This window comes from Sphingobium sp. MP9-4 (assembly GCF_005281675.1).
GTDB classification, from domain to species: Bacteria; Pseudomonadota; Alphaproteobacteria; order Sphingomonadales; family Sphingomonadaceae; genus Sphingobium; species Sphingobium yanoikuyae.
Window position 1 is genome coordinate 29,652 of sequence record NZ_LUFI01000037.1, and the last position, 16,288, is coordinate 45,939.

Consider the following 16,288-nt stretch of genomic DNA (forward strand, 5'->3'; position numbering starts at 1 on the left):
ACTTCGCTTCGCTCAGTGGCGGGCTTCGACTTCGCTCAGCCCGAACGGAAACAAATCAACGGGCTTAACGGGTCGCGTTATATTTGAGCTGATCCTGGGTCAGATTGAAACCCACGAGCAGCTCGAAGCTGGTTCGCTGCAGCGCCGCCTTGACGTCCGGCTGGGCGAAGGGGTCGATCGCGGCATCCGCGTCGCCTGCCTTGCGCTTCTGCGTGATCTTCTGCTGAATTTCCGGCGGCAGCGTGGCCGATGCCTTGTCGACATAGGAACCGGCCGTCGCGGTCGCGGTCGCGCGATATTCGCCCGGCGCGAAGTTCAACGTCACCTGGCCGATCCGCTTGGCGACGACGGCGCTGCCGCCGCGCACGATCGCCGAGAAATAGGGCAAGGTCACCTGGCGCGCGGCGCTGGCGTCGTTGCGACGCGCATTCACCACGAAGGTCGCCTGGGTATAAAGCTGGGCGCCATCGGAACAGGTCGAGCGCAGATCGGTGATGTTCGCCACCACGTCGATCGCGGAAGCATCGCGGCTCTGGGCCGGATTGAACAGGGTCACGTCACCGGTATAGGCCGGGATTGCAGCCACCGGGCAAGCCGAACGCACCGTGACGATACCGCCCGTCGGGTCGATTTCCCCCCGACGAGAACAGCCGGCAAGGGCAAGGGCGAGCATTCCGGTCAACGCAATTCGGGACAATGTCACAGGCAGCAATTCCTCAGCATGCCCCTTGGACAGAGGCGTCCGGCTTCCTTATCCATCCCCCGCCGCCCACGCAACACAAAGCGCGGTGATTTGCGTTGGCCCTTCCTTCGGGCGCGACATTGCCCTAAGCCGCGCCCATGACGCAGAGCCCCGCCCCTCGCCCGCCGATGACCCTGTTGATCGCTGCCCCGCGCGGCTTCTGTGCCGGTGTCGACCGCGCCATCATCATCGTCGAGCGCGCGATCGAGAAATATGGCGCGCCGGTCTATGTCCGCCATGAAATCGTCCACAACAAGTTCGTGGTCGACAGCCTGAAGGCCAAGGGCGCGATCTTCGTCGAGGAACTGGACCAGGTGCCCGACGGCGTGCCGGTGGTCTTTTCCGCCCATGGCGTGCCCAAGGCGGTGCCGGCCAAGGCGGAGGAGCGCGGCCTCGACTATCTCGACGCCACCTGCCCGCTGGTCAGCAAGGTGCATCGCCAGGCCGAACGCATGGTGACCGCCGGTCGCCACATCCTGTTCATCGGCCACAAGGGCCATCCGGAAGTGATCGGCACCTTCGGCCAGGTGCCCGAGGGGACGATGACGCTGATCGAGACGGTCGAGGATGCCGAAGCGCTGGCGCCTGTTGACGCCGACAATCTCGCCTTCCTGACCCAGACGACCCTGTCAGTGGACGACACCGCCGCGATCGTCGCCACGCTGGAGCGCCGCTTCCCCGCGATCATCGCGCCCAAGGGCGAGGATATCTGCTACGCGACATCGAACCGCCAGACGGCGGTCAAGGCGATCGCTGCCCGCTGCGACGCCGTCTATGTGATCGGCGCGCCCAACAGCTCCAACTCGCTGCGCCTGGTCGAGGTCGCCGAGCGTGAGGGCACCCCCGCCCGCCTGATCCAGCGCGCCGAGGAGATCGACTTTGCCTGGCTGGAGGGCGTGACGACGCTCGGCCTCACCGCCGGCGCCTCCGCGCCCGAAATATTGGTGCGCGAAGTCGTCGACCGGATTGCGGAGCGCTTCGCCGTGACCGAGGAACAGGTGGAAACAGCGCAGGAGAATATCTCCTTCAAGCTGCCGCGCGGACTGGAGGTCGCATAACCCCCATGGCCGTTTATACGCACGTTCCCGCCGAAGAGATTGATGCCTTCCTCAGCCGCTATGATGCCGGCCGGCTAGTGTCCGCCAAGGGCATCGCCGAAGGGGTGGAAAACAGCAATTATCTGCTCGAAACCACCGCACATGACGGAAGCGGCCACCGCTATATCCTGACCCTCTATGAAAAGCGGGTGGATGAGGCGGACCTGCCCTTCTTCATGGACCTGCTCGACCATCTGGGCGCGCGCGGCTGTCTGGTGCCGCGCTTCATCGCCGACACCGATGGCAAGCGGCTGCAACAGCTGGGCGGGCGCCCGGCCTGCCTGATCGAGTTTCTGACCGGCATTTCCGTGACCGAACCGACCCCGGCCCAGGCGCGCGCCTGCGGCGTGGCGCTGGGCGAACTGCACAGGGCGGCGCAGGGTTTTGCCGGCGAGCGGCGCAATGCGCTGGACAAGGATGGCTGGCACGCGCTGGCGGCCAAGTGCGGCGATGACTTCGACCAGATCGCGCCGGGCCTTGGCGCCCGCGTGGCGGAGGAACTGGCCTTTCTCGACGCCCATTGGCCGGCCGACCTGCCGCGTTCGGTGATCCATGCCGACCTGTTCCCGGACAATGTCCTGATGCTGGGCGATGAAGTCACCGGCCTCATCGACTTCTATTTCAGCTGCACCGACATTCGCGCCTATGATCTGGCCGTCACCCACAGCGCCTGGTGCTTCAGCAATGACGGCGCCACCTGGTATGGCGACCGCGCGGTCGCGATCGGCGCGGGCTATGGCGAGGCCCATGGCCTGACCGATGCGGAACGGGCCGCCTTCCCGATCCTGTGCCGCGGCGCAGCGCTGCGCTTCCTGCTGACCCGCGCCTATGACTGGATCAACACGCCCGCCGATGCACTGGTGACCCGCAAGGATCCGCTCGCCTATCTGCGCCGCATGGATTTCTACGCCAAGGCCGACCCGGCGGAGCTGCTCGGCGCATGAGCGACCTGCCGCAAGTCCAGATCTTCACCGACGGCGCGTGCAAGGGCAATCCTGGTCCGGGCGGCTGGGGCGCGGTGCTGCGCTTTGGCGACCAGGAGAAGGAAATCTTCGGCGGCGAGGCGATGACCACCAACAACCGAATGGAGATGATGGCCGCGGTCGAGGCGCTCAACACGCTCAAGAAGCCGTGCGAGGTGACGCTCTACACCGACAGCAAATATGTCATGGACGGCATCACCAAATGGATCTTCGGCTGGCAGAAGCGCGGCTGGAAGACCGCCGACAACAAGCCGGTCAAGAATGTCGAGATCTGGCAGGAACTGGTGAAGGCCGCCGCCCGGCACAAACTGACATGGCAATGGGTCAAAGGCCATGCCGGCCACCCGGAAAATGAGCGGGCCGATGCCCTCGCCTGCGCCGCGGCGGAAAGCTTCCGCAAATAGGATACGGACGGGGAGGTCACCCTCCCCGCGCCGCGCAGCTTATTCGGCTTCTTCGATCGGCGCGCCGGGGCCGTTCTTCAGGATCGACTCGATCGCATTCTTCGCGCTGGCCTTGGAGCTGTAGCCCTCGGTCCAGAAGATGATCTCGGCATTATATTTGAACTTGGCCACGAACTCGCCGGCCTTGTTCTTCTCGATCACGAACTTGTGCGCCATCATGCTCTCCTGCTGGTTGCGCTATCGAAACCGTTCGGGAGCATAAGCAGCGATATCGAGGCTGGCAATCGCCTGCGGCATCGCCTTGCCAGTCAACAGGCTGGCGCCCAGCAGCGCCGCCGCCGGGGCGGTCTGGATGCCGAAACCGCCCTGCCCGGCGAACCAGAAGAAGCCCTCGACCGCCGGCTCGAAGCCATAGACCGGCACCCGGTCCGGCGCGAAGCTGCGCAGGCCGGCCCATTTGCGTTCGACCGCCGCGATCCGCCAGTCGACCGCCGCCTGGAACCGGTCGATGGCCTGGGCGATCGCCAGTTCCTCGGGCGCGGCGTCGCAGGGGGGCGAGGCAACCTCGTCATGCGGCGTCAGCCAGATCCGCCCCTGCCCCTCGGGCTTGAAATAGAAGCCGCCCTGCATGTCCATCACCAGCGGCATCTCGTCGGCTGGCATATCCTCCAGCCGCAACTGCACCACCGTCCGGCGGTAGGGCGTGATGCCGACCGGCGCGACACCGCAGGCCACAGCGACATCATCCGCCCAAGCCCCGGCGGCATTGACCAGCAGGCCGCATTCGATCGGCCCGTCACCGGTCTCGATCCGCCAGCCATCGCCCTGTCGTTCGGCGCGCTCCAGCCTTGCCCCCAGCCGCATTTCGCCGCCCAGCTTGCGGAACCGGCGCAGATAGGCCTGATGCAGCGCCGCGACATCGATGTCGCGGCAACTCGGTTCCAGCACGCCCAGCACCCAGTCGGACCGCAACCCCGGCACCAGGCTCGCCGGCGCCACCGGCTGCAATTCGACCGCCCCGGCAAAATCGGCCAGCAGCGCGTCGCGCAAGCCTTCATCCCCGGCCCGGCCGATATGCAGCGTGCGGCGCGGGGAGAGGAAGGAGCCATCGAAGAAATCGGGATCGGGCGACTCCAGCAGCCTGCCCGAAGCCGTGGTCAGCGGCTGGACCACCGGCCCGCCATAGGTTTCTTCCCAGAAGGCGACCGATCGCCCCGTCGCATGATAGCCGGCGCTATCCTCCATCTCCAGGATCAGCACCCGCGCCGTTTCCGCCAGCGTCGCGCCCAGGCTGGCGCCTGCAATCCCGCCACCGACAATCACGATATCGGGTCTGTTCAACGGGCAACCTCATCCAGGAAACGGTCGATCCGCCCCAGCGCATCGAGCCGCACCGGGTCGAGCTCGCGCAGGATTTCATGCGCGGCCTCGCGCCCATAGACATGCAGGCGGGCATCGGGCAAGCGCGCCGCGATCCGCCGGATGGCCGGCGTCGCCACCAGCCGGTCGCGACTGGCCGCCAGGACAAGAGTCGGCGTCGCGATTCGCTCCGGCCCGTTTCCGGCCTCCAAAGCGCGAGTCGACTCGAGCGCCAGCCGCACCCAGTTCCAGCTCGGCGGCCCCAGCGCGATGTCCCGACTATGGTCCCGCCACCAGATTTCATCGGCATAGCGATCGGGGTCATGGGTCAGCCGCTTCTGCCGCATCTGGCGCTGCCGCTCGCTCTCTTCCTTCTGTGTCCAGGCCTGCTTTTCCCCTTGGCCGATCCCGCACATGACATTGGCGATCGCCACCGCCAGCCAGCGCGGTAGCGGGGCCGTATGCAGGCCCAGCATCGGCGCCACGGCCACGGCCGCACCGGGTGCAGGCAGGCCTTCGGCCAGCGCCCGCAGCAGCATATGCCCGCCCATGCTGTGGCCCAACATGACCGTCGGGCCACTGCCCTCCGCGCGCCAATCATTTGAAAGCGCGCGCAAATCGTCAATCCACCGGGCGAAGTCGTCGATATGGCCGCACAGCGGATCATCGGTCAGCCGGCCCGACCCGCCCTGCCCGCGCCAGTCGAAGCTGGTCACAGCCCAGCCCCGCTGCGCCCAGTGGTGGATCACCTCCAGATATTTCTCGATCATGTCGCCACGACCGTTGAGGATCAGCATCCGGCCACGGGTACCAGCGCCCAGCCGATAGCGGCGGATCGGCCAGCCGTCGGGGGCCTGCCAATAATCCAGCTGGCCACCCATCGGCCAGGCACGACGGTCAAGGGCGGGCGACGGGAAGATCGGCGAATCCATGGGCCATGGTTACGGTTTGGTAAGCCATATGGTCTAGTGCCTGACCCTCATGTTGGGGGAATATTTCAGACTGGCGCTGATCGCCGCACTGGGCATCCTGCTGATCGCAGCCGCGATCACGGACCTGCGCGCGCGCATCATCTCCAACCGGCTGAACCTGGGCGTCGCCGCCCTGGCGCCACTATGGTGGATCGCCTGCGGCTTGCCGCTCTGGCCGGGCATGGCGGTGCAGTTGCTGGTCGGCCTGCTGGTCTTCGTCCTGTTCGCCGCGCTGTTCGCGTTCGGCATGATGGGCGGGGGCGATGTGAAGCTGCTCGGCGCGCTGGCGCTGTGGTTTCCGTGGCAGGCGGTGCTGACCCTGTTGACGCTGATGGCGATTCTGGGCGGGGCCGTGACGATCGTCACGGTGATCCACCACCGCCTCCGCCGGAAGCAGGGCCAACCCGAAATACCCTACGGCGTAGCCATATCGATCGCCGCCCTTTGGTTACTTGGCGAACGATATCTTAACCAATTTGCGTGATGATTGGGCCCCTGGGGGCAGGCCGCCCATTTGAGAAAGGCGAGTTTCGTCATGGATGCTAAGAAGATCGTGCTGCTGGTGGGGGCGCTAATCATAGCGGTCACTACAGCCTTGCTTGCGCGCAGCATGCTGAGTTCTTCATCTACGCCGCAGGTGAACGCGGCCGCAATGCCGAACGAGGCGGACCAGCCGCATGTTCTGGTGGCGACCAAGGCCCTGCCGGTGGGGACCATTTTGGACGCGGAAAGCTTCCGCTTCCAGCCCTGGCCCAAGGATCTGATCGAGGCCGCTTATTATCTCAAGGGCCAGGCCGATCCGCTCAAGCTTGCAGGCAGCGTGGTGCGCAATCCGATCACCGCCGGCCAGCCGCTGACCCAGGGCGCCGTCATCCGTCCGGGCGACCGTGGCTTCCTGGCCGCAGCTCTCGGTCCGGGCATGCGGGCCGTGACGGTCCCGGTCTCCTCGCAGAACGCGGTTGCCGGCTTCGTTTTCCCGGGCGATCGCATCGACCTGGTATTGACCCAGACGGTCGCCGGTGGCGGCGATGGCGCCCCGCTCAAGGTGTCGGAAACGATCCTGCGCAACCTGCGCGTGCTCGCCACCGACCAGCGCACCGACGCGCTCGGCCCCGATGGCAAGCCCGTCGTCCAGACCTATTCCAACGTCACGCTCGAAGTGACGCCCAAGATCGCGGAAAAGATCGCCGTGTCGCAGACCATCGGCTCGCTGTCGCTGTCGCTGCGCTCGATCGCCGACACCGCGTCGGACCTTGACGCCGCCATTGCCGGTTCCGACGTCGACCTGCCCGATGGCAGCAATCCGGGTTCGGAAAAGTCGATCATTGCCAAGATCGCGGCCCGTCCGGTCGATCGCGGCTCCACCTATTCGACCGGCGCCGACGTGTCGCGCTACCAGCGCAGCAGCGTCCCGGCCAAGCCTGATGCAGCGGCCATGCCCGCCATGGCGGCTCCGGGTGGCGCACCGGTCGGCACGGCCGAGTTCAAGGGGCCGACCGTCCGCATCGCCCGCGGCACCAGTGTGACCGAAGTTCCGGTCGGGGGGAAGTAAGATGAACGCTTATCAGATGCTTGCGCGGCACAAGGCGGCTCGTCCGCTCGCCGCCCCGGCGATCGCGCTCGGCCTGGCTATCGCCGCCGTCGCGGCGCCCGCCACGGCCCTCAACGCCGCCCCCGCAGCGGATCAGGACAATGCGATCCTGATGTCGGTCGGCGGCAGCAAGGTCGTCAACCTGCCGGCCAAGATGTCCGATGTCGTCATCGCCAATCCCGATGTCGTCGATGTCCATGTCCGCTCGAACAACCAGCTCTATCTGATCGCCAAGAAGCCGGGCGAAACCACCGTCTTCGTCACGGCCGGCAATGGCAAGGTGCTGTTTTCCGGTACCGTTCGCGTCGGCAACAACCTGACCACCATCGACGACATGCTGCGCCTGGCGATGCCGGGTGCCAATATCGCCGTCAACAAGATGAACGGCATGGTGCTGCTGACCGGCACGATCAAGGCGCCCGAGGACGCGGCCGAAGCCGAACGTCTGACCCAGGCTTTCGTCGGCAAGGAAACGACCGTCGTCAGCCGCCTGCTGATGGCGACCCCGCTTCAGGTCATGCTGCAGGTCAAGATCGCCGAAGTCAGCAAGGATGTCGGCCACAAGATCGGCACCAACTTCGCCACCACGGATTCAGCCACCGAAAGCACACGCGGGATGATGGGAGGCGGTTCGCGCGCCTTCGCCACTTATGACCGCAATGAGGACGTCTGGAATTTCACTTACCCGTCTGACGGGAGCTACAGCTTGGGCGGCGTTGCCCGGCTGTTCGGCATGGATGTCGCCGGTGCGCTCGACCTTGCCGAATCCAGCGGCCTGGCCACCATGCTGGCACAGCCAAATCTGACGTCCTTGTCGGGCGAAACCGCCAGCTTCCTGGCCGGTGGCGAATATCCCTACACGGTCAACAATGGTCCGTCGTCGGGCAACAGCATCCAGTTCAAGCAATATGGCGTGCAACTGGCCTTCACGCCGACCGTGCTGGCCGATGGCCGCATCTCGCTGCGCGTCCGCCCGACCGTGTCGAGCCTGGACTTCAGCGTCAGCAGTTCGGTGCCTGCACTCAAGAGCCGCACTGCCGAAACCACGGTGGAACTGGGTTCCGGCCAGGCCTTCATGATCGCCGGCCTGCTCAACAATGAAACCGGCAACACGGTCAACAAGGTGCCGGGCCTGGGCAATGTCCCGATCCTGGGCAGCCTGTTCAAGTCGCGCAGCTTCCAACGCAACGAGACCGAACTGGTGATCGTCGTCACCCCCTATCTGGTGAAGCCGGTCAACGCGTCCGACATTCGTCTGCCCACCGATGGGTTCCGCAACGCCAATGTCGGCCAGGGCCTGTTCCTGGAACAGATGCATGACGGCGTCAGCGGCGCCCAGCCCAATATGCCGACCCGTGCGCCGGGCTCGCCCGTCGCCCCCGCACCCGGTCCGCAGGCTTCGATCGCCGCACCCGCGCTCGCCGCTCGCGAAGACAGCCGGTCGTCCGGCAAGTCGGGCGGCGCGACCCCCGGCTTCAGCTTCTGACGGAAGGACAAAAGATATGACTTCCACGTCCCGCAAGACCCTCGTCCGCCTCGGCACCCTCGCCCTGCTGGCGCTGCCGCTCGCGGCCTGCTCGACCGACAGCCCCAATCGCGGCGTGGACTCGGTCCACCAGCCGGTCGTCAGCTATAGCAGCTACACCTTCGACGTGCAGGCTGGCGGCGGTCGCCTTTCGCCTGCCGAAGCCGCGCGCCTGGATGACTGGTTCGCCACGATCAAGCTTGGCTATGGTGATCGGGTCGCAATCGTTACCGACGCAGGCTATTACAGCCCGGACATTGGCGAAGATATCGCCAATGTCGTCGCGCGCCATGGCATGTTGCTGGGCCAGGACAGTTCGGCAGCCGCCGGCTCCGCCCCGGAAGGCAGCATCCGACTGGTCGTGCGCCGCACCACCGCGTCAGTCCCCGGCTGCCCCGACTGGTCGAACAAGGCTGAAACGCCGATGAGCTTGGGCGTCTCCTCCAATTTCGGTTGCGCCATGAACAGCAATCTGGCGGCGATGGTCGCCGACCCCGAAGATCTGGTCCGTGGCCAGAGCAGCGATAGCGAATTGCGCACCGCGACTTCGAACCGCGCCATTTCCACCTATCGCGACAAGGCACCGACCGGCGCTGGCGATCTCAAGCAACTCTCGAACGGAGGCCAGTAAGATGAACGCACCCTGGAAACATGGTTCCGTGGGCCAGCGTGACCCCTTCCACGCCTTCGTTTGCGACGATCACAGCTTCGATCTGCTGCGCGCAGTCGCATCCGAAATGGGCTGGGCACCGGAAAAGGTGAACAAGGGCGGCATGCGCAACGCAGTGCAGAGCCTGTCGATCACCGCCAGCCCGCAGATCCTGTTCGTCGACATGTCGGAAAGCGGCGATCCGCTGAACGACATCAACAGCCTCGCGGAAGTGTGCGAACCCGGCACTGTCGTGATCGCCGCAGGCCAGGTCAACGACGTGCGCCTCTATCGTGATCTGGTCGCCAGCGGCATCCAGGATTATCTGCTCAAGCCTTTTGGTGCTGACCAGCTGCGCGATGCGCTGGCGCAGGCGCAGGCCGTCTTCCTCGCCCCGCGCGACGTGGGGCCTGAACGCCCGCACATGACGGTCGCCGTCGTCGGCACCCGTGGCGGCGTCGGCGCCTCCAGCATGGCGACCTCGCTCGCCTGGATGCTGAGCGAAAAGAAGAAGCGCCCAACCGCACTGCTCGATCTCGACATCCATTTCGGCACCAATGCGCTGGCGATGGATCTGGAACCGGGCCGTGGCCTGACCGACGCGATCGAGAATCCCAGCCGCATCGACGGGCTGTTCATCGAGCGCGCCATGGTTCGCGCCAGCGACATGCTGGCCATCCTGTCGGCCGAAGCGCCGATCAACCAGCCGATGATGACCGATGGTGGCGCCTTCTACCAGTTGCTGGAAGAGTTCCGTCAGGCGTTCGAATGCAGCATCATCGATCTGCCGCGCAACATGCTGATCCAGCACACGCACCTGATGACCGACGTCAATGTCGCGGTGGTGGTGACCGAACTCAGCCTGGCGGCGGCGCGCGACACGATCCGCATCCTGTCCTGGCTCAAGTCGAATGCACCGCAGGCCCGCATCCTGGTGGTCGCCAATCGCGTCCATCCCGGCGCACCGGAAATCAGCCGCAAGGATTTCGAACAGTCGATCGAACGCAAGGTCGATGTGATCGTGCCGTTCGACCTGCGCATCGCGGCCCAGGCCGCCAAGCTCGGCAAGACGCTGGCCGAAACCGCCAAGGGCAGCAAGGTCGGCGCCGCCTGCACCGCCATGATGGACGAAGTTCTGGGTCTGGCCGGCGATGAAGCCGATAATGCGGGCGGCAAGTCCGCAGCGAAGAAGGGCGATTCCCTGCTCGGCAAGATCGGCGATTTCAAGAGCATGATCCCGTCGCGCCGCAAGGACAAGGCGACGGCACTGGAAGGCTGACGCGCGGGCCGCTTCAGGGCGGCCCCGCACAGCCATATTCACGCACGGGGAACGGGCGAACAATGGACGGCAATTTCCTTCTGATCTTGGTGTTGATCGCGACCATGCTTGGCTTGGTCGTGGTTGCCTTTGCCGGCCCCTCGCCCGACAAGGCGCAGAAACGCCGGGTCGCGCTGATCCGTGGCCGCCACAGCGACTCCACCGAGGCGATGATGGAAGCGCGCATGCGCAAGGCCATCTCCACTCGGGCGACCGGCAACGAAGCCAAGATGCTGGTCTCGCTGATCCCCAATCCGGAGAATCTGGCCAAGCGCATCCGCATGACCGGCAAGAAATGGACGCTCAGCCAATATATGACGTCCTGCGCGGTGGTCTTCCTGGTCGCGACGCTTTTCCTGCTGATGCGCGGATTTCCCTTCCTGCTGGCCCTGATGGTGGGGCTGGCGGCGGGGCTCGGCCTGCCGCATCTGTGGGTCGGCCGCCTGATCAAGAAGCGCATCAACCAGTTCACGACGAAATTTCCCGACGCGCTCGAGCTGCTGACCCGCGGCCTGCGATCGGGCCTGCCGGTCGGCGAGACGCTGGGCATCGTGTCGAGCGAAATCCCCGGCCCGGTCGGCGAGGAATTCAAGCTGATCACCGAACGGATCAAGATCGGCAAGAGCATGGACCAGGCGCTGCAGGAAACCGCCGATCGCCTGGGCACGCCGGAATTCCAGTTCTTCGTCATCACCCTGGCGATCCAGCGCGAAACCGGCGGCAACCTCGCCGAAACGCTGCAGAACCTTGCCACCGTGCTGCGCCAACGCGCCCAGATGAAGCTCAAGATCCGCGCCATGTCGTCGGAATCCAAGGCGTCGGCCTATATCATCGGCGTCCTGCCTTTCCTCGTGTTCGGCATGATCTGCTACATCAACTTTGGCTATATGAGCCCCTTCTTCACCCCCGATCCGGCGGGCATTTTCGGGCTCTCGACGATGCAGGTCGTCGGCATCGGCGGCATGTGCTGGATGGCCATCGGCGCCTTCATCATGGCCCAGATGATCAACTTCGAGATTTGACGGGGAACGGATAGAGATATGGACGCCCCTACCCCCACCGGCACGCTGTTCGGCATGACCGCGACCGATTTCGGCACGCTGCTCGCCGCGCTGGCCACGCTCGCCACCCTCTACGCGCTCTACGCCGTGATGACCGTGCGCGATCCGATGGCCAAGCGCGTCAAGGCGCTCAACGAACGTCGTGAGCAGCTCAAGGCCGGCATCACCGCCTCGACCGCCAAGCGCCGCGCCAAGCTGGTCAACAAGAACCAGACGACCGACCAGATGCGGTCCTTCCTGACCAGCCTCAAGGTGCTGCAGGACGACCAGCTCAAGGACGCCCAGATCCGCCTGGCCCAGGCCGGCATCCGCTCCAAGGACTGGGCGGTCGCCGTCATCTTCGGCCGCATGATCATGCCGATCCTGATCGGCGGCACCGCCGCGATCCTGCTCTATGCCGTGGGCATCTATCCCGAATGGGGCGGTGCCAAGCGGTTCATGGCCTTCGCCGGCGCACTGCTGCTCGCCTACAAGGCCCCCGACCTCTTCATCGACAACAAGATCGCCAAGCGTTCTGCCGCGATCCGCAAGGGCCTGCCCGACGCGCTCGACCTTCTGGTCATCTGCGCCGAGGCCGGCCTGACCGTCGACGCCGCCTTCAGCCGCGTCGCCCGCGAACTGGGCCGCGCCTATCCCGAACTGGGTGACGAGTTCCAGTTGACGGCGATCGAGCTCAGCTTCCTCACCGAACGCCGCATGGCCTTTGAGAATCTGGCGACCCGCGTGAAACTGGACGCGGTCAAGGGCGTGGTCACGACCATGATCCAGACCGAGAAATATGGCACGCCGCTCGCTTCCGCGCTGCGCGTCCTGTCGGCCGAGTTCCGCCATGAACGCATGATGCGCGCGGAAGAAAAGGCCGCCCGCCTCCCCGCGATCATGACCGTGCCGCTGATTCTCTTCATCCTGCCGACCCTGTTCGTCGTCATCCTGGGGCCGGCCGCCTGCTCGATCAGCACGGCTTTCTAAAAAAATTCGGGCTAGGAGGGGGCGCTGCCGTAGCGTCCCCTCTTTCCGTTTCCGTAAACTGCAAGCGAAGCGCTGGCGCGCCGCATTTTCCTCCCTTATTCTCACCCTCAACCCAAAAGGAGAGGATCGCATCATGACCATCAAGACCGGCGCTCGCGTCGCCATCGCCGCTCTGGCCGCTTTCACCACCGCCCTGCCCGCTTATGCGGCCCAGCCCATCACCGGCCGCTGGTCGACCGTTGATGGCAAGGCGATCGTCCAGATCGCGCCGTGCGGAAAGAGCATCTGCGGCAAGATCGAGAAGATCGTGAAGCCGACGCCAGGCCGCCCGCAGACCGACATCAAGAATCCCGATCCGGCGCTGCGCTCCAAGCCGCTGGTCGGCCTTGCCCTGCTGTCGGGCTTCAGCGATGCGGGCGACATCTGGAAGGGCACGATCTACGACCCGGAAAGCGGCAAGAGCTATACGTCCAAGGTCAGCCGCAATGGCGACGGCACGCTCAAGGTTCAGGGCTGCATCGCCTTCTTCTGCAAGACCCAGACCTGGACGCCGCTGCGCTGATCCCGCGCACAGCCTGGAAAACGAAAGGGGCGCCAAATGGCGCCCCTTTTCCTGTCGATACGGTCCCGTTCAGTCCCCGGCATGCTCCATCGGCGTGAAGCGCTGCGACCAGAGCGCGCCATAGATCGCCATCCACTGCACCACCGGCCCCAGCCCCTTGGTCCGCGCCGCGAACCAGGTTTCGCGCCCCGTCCGCCGGGCCGTCACCAGACCGGCACGCTTGAGCTTGCCCATATGGCGCGACACCATCGGTTGCGACACGCCGGCCACGGCGGTCAGCGCGACGACATTCTGCTCCCCTTCGCGCACCAGATATTCCAGCAGGGCACGTCGTGTGCCGTCGGACAGCGCCTTGAAGAGTGAATCGCTGTTCGCTCCAAGGTCGCCTCTGAATTTCACTTCCGTCATGCAAATTTCATAATCATCTGGTTATGATTTGGTCAAGCGAAGGATGATTTTGGACTCGGTCGCGCCATTAACGAAAAAAAGTGCGAACCGCCTCCTCGCTGAGTCTTTTGAGTCACACCACCCGATGATGAGTCTCGCGCGACTCGCATGACTCAATATGTTGTGGCTACCCGCTTCGTTCTCCACCATCCTCGCAATCCTGACAGGGATGAGCGCTAAATCCCTGACCTTGACGGCAGACTCCTGAGGACTCAGTGCTGACGGACGAAACATATGGGGGTTGCACACATGGGTGTCATGGAACGCGTCGCACCGCGGCGGAAGAAGGCGGTTGCGCTCGCGCCGGCACCGGCGATCGAGGCAAACCGCCTGCTGCGCGGTGACTGTATCGCGGAAATGGCCAAGCTGCCCGACGGCTGCATCGACATGATCTTTGCCGATCCGCCTTATAATCTCCAGCTCGGCGGCGACCTGTTCCGCCCCGAGGGCGGCCGCGTCGATGCGGTCGACAATGACTGGGACAAGTTCGACACGCTTAGCAGCTATGACCGCTTCACCAAGGCGTGGCTGGCGCAGGCGCGCCGCATCCTCAAGCCCAATGGCACGATCTGGGTGATCGGCAGCTATCACAACATCTTCCGCGTCGGCGCTGCCTTGCAGGATGAGGGATTCTGGATCCTCAACGACATCATCTGGCGCAAGGCGAACCCGATGCCCAATTTCAAGGGCACCCGCTTCACCAACGCGCATGAGACGCTGATCTGGGCCAGCCAGGGCGAGGACGCCAAGTACACGTTCAACTACAAGGCGATGAAGACGCTCAATGACGAGCTGCAGATGCGCTCCGACTGGGTGCTGCCGATCTGCGGCGGCCAGGAGCGGCTGAAGCGCAACGGCACCAAGGCGCATCCGACGCAGAAGCCGGAATCGCTGCTCTATCGGGTGATGCTGTCCTGCACCAAGCCGGGCGACATCGTGCTCGATCCCTTCTTCGGCACCGGCACCACTGGCGCCGTCGCCAAGCGCCTGGGTCGCCAGTGGATCGGCATCGAGCGCGAGCCCGACTATATCGAGGTGGCCGAGGAACGCATTGCCGAGGCGCTGCCGCTCGATGAATCCGCGCTCGCCATCATGCAGACCGCACGCCAGCAGCCCAAGGTCGCCTTCGGCACGCTGGTCGAGACCGGCTATCTCCAGCCCGGCTCGGTGGTGATGGACAGCAAGCGCCGCTGGAGCGCCACCGTGCGCGCCGACGGCTCGCTCGCCGTGGGCAGCGACACCGGTTCGATCCACAAGCTGGGTGCCACGCTTCAGGGCGCGCCGAGCTGCAACGGCTGGACCTTCTGGCATATCGAGAAGGCGGGCAAGCTGCACCCAATCGACACGCTGCGCCAGACCTATCTGCTCGCCAACGAGCCTTGATTTCCGTCCCCCGTTCGGGTTGAGGCAGCCATAGTTCTTCCAAGACATGGCCCCGACCCGTCCGGGGCGAACGGAGCTTTATGACCCTCTCCTCCATCCCCGCTGACGCCCGGCTATACCTCAAGCCGACCTGGTTCGTGCCGAGCCCGATCGGCCTGGCGGACGGATCGGCGGCGCGGATGGGCAATGGCCTGATCTGGTTCCAGGCCTATGAACTGACGGCGCGCCATGCCGGCCGCCGCATCGCCCGCGAAACCATCCCGGTCGCCGCGTTCGAGACGGTCACCGCCACTCTGCCCGACCCGCTGGCCGAGCGCGCCCGCCAACTGGCCGCGAACATCTCCGCCCAGCGCGCGCCACTCAGCCTTGGCGATCGCGTCATCCGCTTCGACGCGCCGCAGGCGATGGCGATCCTCAACATCACGCCCGACAGCTTCTCCGACGGCGGCAAGCATATGACCGACCCGCAGGCGGCGGCCGATGCCGGCTTTGCCATGGCGGCGGCCGGCGCCGCGCTGATCGATGTCGGCGGCGAATCCACCCGGCCCAAGGCGCCCAAGCTATGGGAGGGCGATGAGATCGCTCGCATCGTGCCGGTGATCGAGAAGCTCGCCGCAGCCGGCGTCGCCATGTCGGTCGACACGCGCAAGGCGGCGGTGATGGAGGCGGCGCTGGCCGCCGGCGCCCATGTCATCAACGATGTCAGCGCGCTGGAGCATGATCCCCGCAGCCTGGAGGTCGCGGCCCGTGCCGGCTGTCCGGTGATCCTGATGCACGCGCCTTCGACCGGTGACGATCCGCACGACAATCCCAACGGCTATGCCGATGTCGTCACCGACGTGTTCGACTATCTCGACGCCCGCATCGCCGCCTGCCTCGACGCTGGCATCGCGCGCGAGAAGATCATGGTCGATCCGGGGCTGGGCTTCGGCAAGAGCCTGGCGGACAATCTGGCGCTGGTGAACGGCCTTGCGACCTTCCAGGGGCTGGGCGTGCCGCTGCTCTTCGCCGGCAGCCGCAAGCGCCTGATCGGCGCCCTGTCGAACGAGGCACCGGCGCCAGACCGGCTCGGCGGTTCGGTCGCCCTCGCCTTCCGCGCGGCACAACTGGGCGCGCAGATGGTGAGGGTCCACGACGTCAAGGAAAGCGTTCAGGCGCTCCATCTTTGGCGGGGCCTGGCCGATGCGGGGCTGAGCGCGGTCTGACACCGCGCCCGGCCACCGCCAT

18 protein-coding genes are annotated in these 16,288 nt (G+C 65.4%); 13 read left to right on the forward strand and 5 right to left on the reverse strand.

Annotated features, from left to right (window positions below; translation table 11 throughout):
* Positions 1-64: 64 nt before the first annotated feature.
* The gene (locus A0U87_RS12405) at positions 65-673 is read right to left on the reverse strand and encodes a hypothetical protein (protein ID WP_010336260.1); all 609 of its coding nucleotides are present in this window, start codon (positions 671-673) and stop codon (positions 65-67) included.
* A gap of 167 nt (positions 674-840) precedes the next feature.
* On the opposite strand from A0U87_RS12405, the gene ispH reads away from it, so the two are divergent.
* From ispH to rnhA, 3 genes are read left to right on the forward strand one after another with little or no spacing between them, the layout of a single operon-like run.
* Complete coding sequence (gene ispH / locus A0U87_RS12410) at positions 841-1,800, forward strand: 4-hydroxy-3-methylbut-2-enyl diphosphate reductase (RefSeq protein ID WP_048938789.1); 960 nt, start codon at positions 841-843, stop codon at positions 1,798-1,800.
* A 5-nt stretch (positions 1,801-1,805) separates the two neighbouring features.
* Positions 1,806-2,783, forward strand: coding sequence for a homoserine kinase (gene thrB / locus A0U87_RS12415; RefSeq protein WP_048938788.1), 978 nt, complete (start codon positions 1,806-1,808; stop codon positions 2,781-2,783).
* Entirely contained in the window at positions 2,780-3,226 is a 447-nt protein-coding gene (gene rnhA, locus A0U87_RS12420) for a ribonuclease HI (RefSeq protein ID WP_048938787.1), read from the forward strand. The genes thrB and rnhA overlap by 4 nt, the downstream gene beginning before the upstream one ends.
* 39 nt (positions 3,227-3,265) lie before the next feature.
* On the opposite strand, the gene A0U87_RS12425 is transcribed toward rnhA, so the two are convergent.
* The 3 genes from A0U87_RS12425 to A0U87_RS12435 are packed head-to-tail and all read right to left on the reverse strand — an operon-like array spanning position 3,266 to position 5,517.
* The gene (locus A0U87_RS12425) at positions 3,266-3,442 is read right to left on the reverse strand and encodes a DUF1508 domain-containing protein (RefSeq protein ID WP_004207987.1); all 177 of its coding nucleotides are present in this window, start codon (positions 3,440-3,442) and stop codon (positions 3,266-3,268) included.
* A 21-nt stretch (positions 3,443-3,463) separates the two neighbouring features.
* Complete coding sequence (locus A0U87_RS12430; protein ID WP_048938786.1) at positions 3,464-4,567, reverse strand: FAD-binding oxidoreductase; 1,104 nt, start codon at positions 4,565-4,567, stop codon at positions 3,464-3,466.
* Positions 4,564-5,517 (reverse strand): alpha/beta hydrolase, encoded by a 954-nt coding sequence (locus tag A0U87_RS12435; RefSeq protein ID WP_048938785.1) that lies wholly within the window; start codon positions 5,515-5,517, stop codon positions 4,564-4,566. Before A0U87_RS12435 ends, A0U87_RS12430 begins: the two co-directional genes overlap by 4 nt.
* Positions 5,518-5,566: 49 nt before the next feature.
* Here A0U87_RS12435 and A0U87_RS12440 point away from each other — a divergent pair, with 49 nt between their 5' ends.
* The 8 genes from A0U87_RS12440 to A0U87_RS12475 all read left to right on the forward strand — a co-directional run bounded on the left by A0U87_RS12440 (position 5,567) and on the right by A0U87_RS12475 (position 13,231).
* Positions 5,567-6,040: a prepilin peptidase gene (locus A0U87_RS12440; RefSeq protein WP_010336255.1), complete on the forward strand. Its 474-nt coding sequence runs from the start codon at positions 5,567-5,569 to the stop codon at positions 6,038-6,040.
* A 51-nt stretch (positions 6,041-6,091) separates the two neighbouring features.
* Positions 6,092-7,108: a Flp pilus assembly protein CpaB gene (gene cpaB, locus A0U87_RS12445; protein WP_048938784.1), complete on the forward strand. Its 1,017-nt coding sequence runs from the start codon at positions 6,092-6,094 to the stop codon at positions 7,106-7,108.
* A 1-nt stretch (position 7,109) separates the two neighbouring features.
* The gene (locus A0U87_RS12450) at positions 7,110-8,633 is read left to right on the forward strand and encodes a type II and III secretion system protein family protein (RefSeq protein ID WP_048938783.1); all 1,524 of its coding nucleotides are present in this window, start codon (positions 7,110-7,112) and stop codon (positions 8,631-8,633) included.
* A 16-nt stretch (positions 8,634-8,649) separates the two neighbouring features.
* The gene (locus A0U87_RS12455; RefSeq protein WP_048938782.1) at positions 8,650-9,303 is read left to right on the forward strand and encodes a CpaD family pilus assembly protein; all 654 of its coding nucleotides are present in this window, start codon (positions 8,650-8,652) and stop codon (positions 9,301-9,303) included.
* Between the two features lies 1 nt (position 9,304).
* A complete protein-coding gene (locus tag A0U87_RS12460; protein WP_048938781.1) occupies positions 9,305-10,600 on the forward strand; it encodes a P-loop NTPase in 1,296 nt (431 codons plus the stop codon).
* A gap of 62 nt (positions 10,601-10,662) precedes the next feature.
* The gene (locus A0U87_RS12465; protein WP_048938780.1) at positions 10,663-11,661 is read left to right on the forward strand and encodes a type II secretion system F family protein; all 999 of its coding nucleotides are present in this window, start codon (positions 10,663-10,665) and stop codon (positions 11,659-11,661) included.
* Positions 11,662-11,679: 18 nt separating this feature from the next.
* Positions 11,680-12,669 (forward strand): type II secretion system F family protein, encoded by a 990-nt coding sequence (locus tag A0U87_RS12470; RefSeq protein ID WP_004207996.1) that lies wholly within the window; start codon positions 11,680-11,682, stop codon positions 12,667-12,669.
* Between the two features lie 133 nt (positions 12,670-12,802).
* Positions 12,803-13,231, forward strand: coding sequence for a DUF2147 domain-containing protein (locus A0U87_RS12475; protein ID WP_037510295.1), 429 nt, complete (start codon positions 12,803-12,805; stop codon positions 13,229-13,231).
* Between the two features lie 69 nt (positions 13,232-13,300).
* On the opposite strand, the gene A0U87_RS12480 is transcribed toward A0U87_RS12475, so the two are convergent.
* Positions 13,301-13,639: a metalloregulator ArsR/SmtB family transcription factor gene (locus A0U87_RS12480; protein WP_004207998.1), complete on the reverse strand. Its 339-nt coding sequence runs from the start codon at positions 13,637-13,639 to the stop codon at positions 13,301-13,303.
* Positions 13,640-13,927: 288 nt separating this feature from the next.
* Between A0U87_RS12480 and A0U87_RS12485 the strand changes: the two genes are divergently transcribed.
* Both A0U87_RS12485 and folP read left to right on the forward strand, forming a co-directional pair.
* Positions 13,928-15,061, forward strand: a complete 1,134-nt coding sequence (locus A0U87_RS12485) for a site-specific DNA-methyltransferase (RefSeq protein WP_010336249.1) — start codon at positions 13,928-13,930, stop codon at positions 15,059-15,061.
* Between the two features lie 80 nt (positions 15,062-15,141).
* Complete coding sequence (folP, locus tag A0U87_RS12490) at positions 15,142-16,266, forward strand: dihydropteroate synthase (RefSeq protein ID WP_048938778.1); 1,125 nt, start codon at positions 15,142-15,144, stop codon at positions 16,264-16,266.
* Positions 16,267-16,288 lie beyond the last annotated feature (22 nt).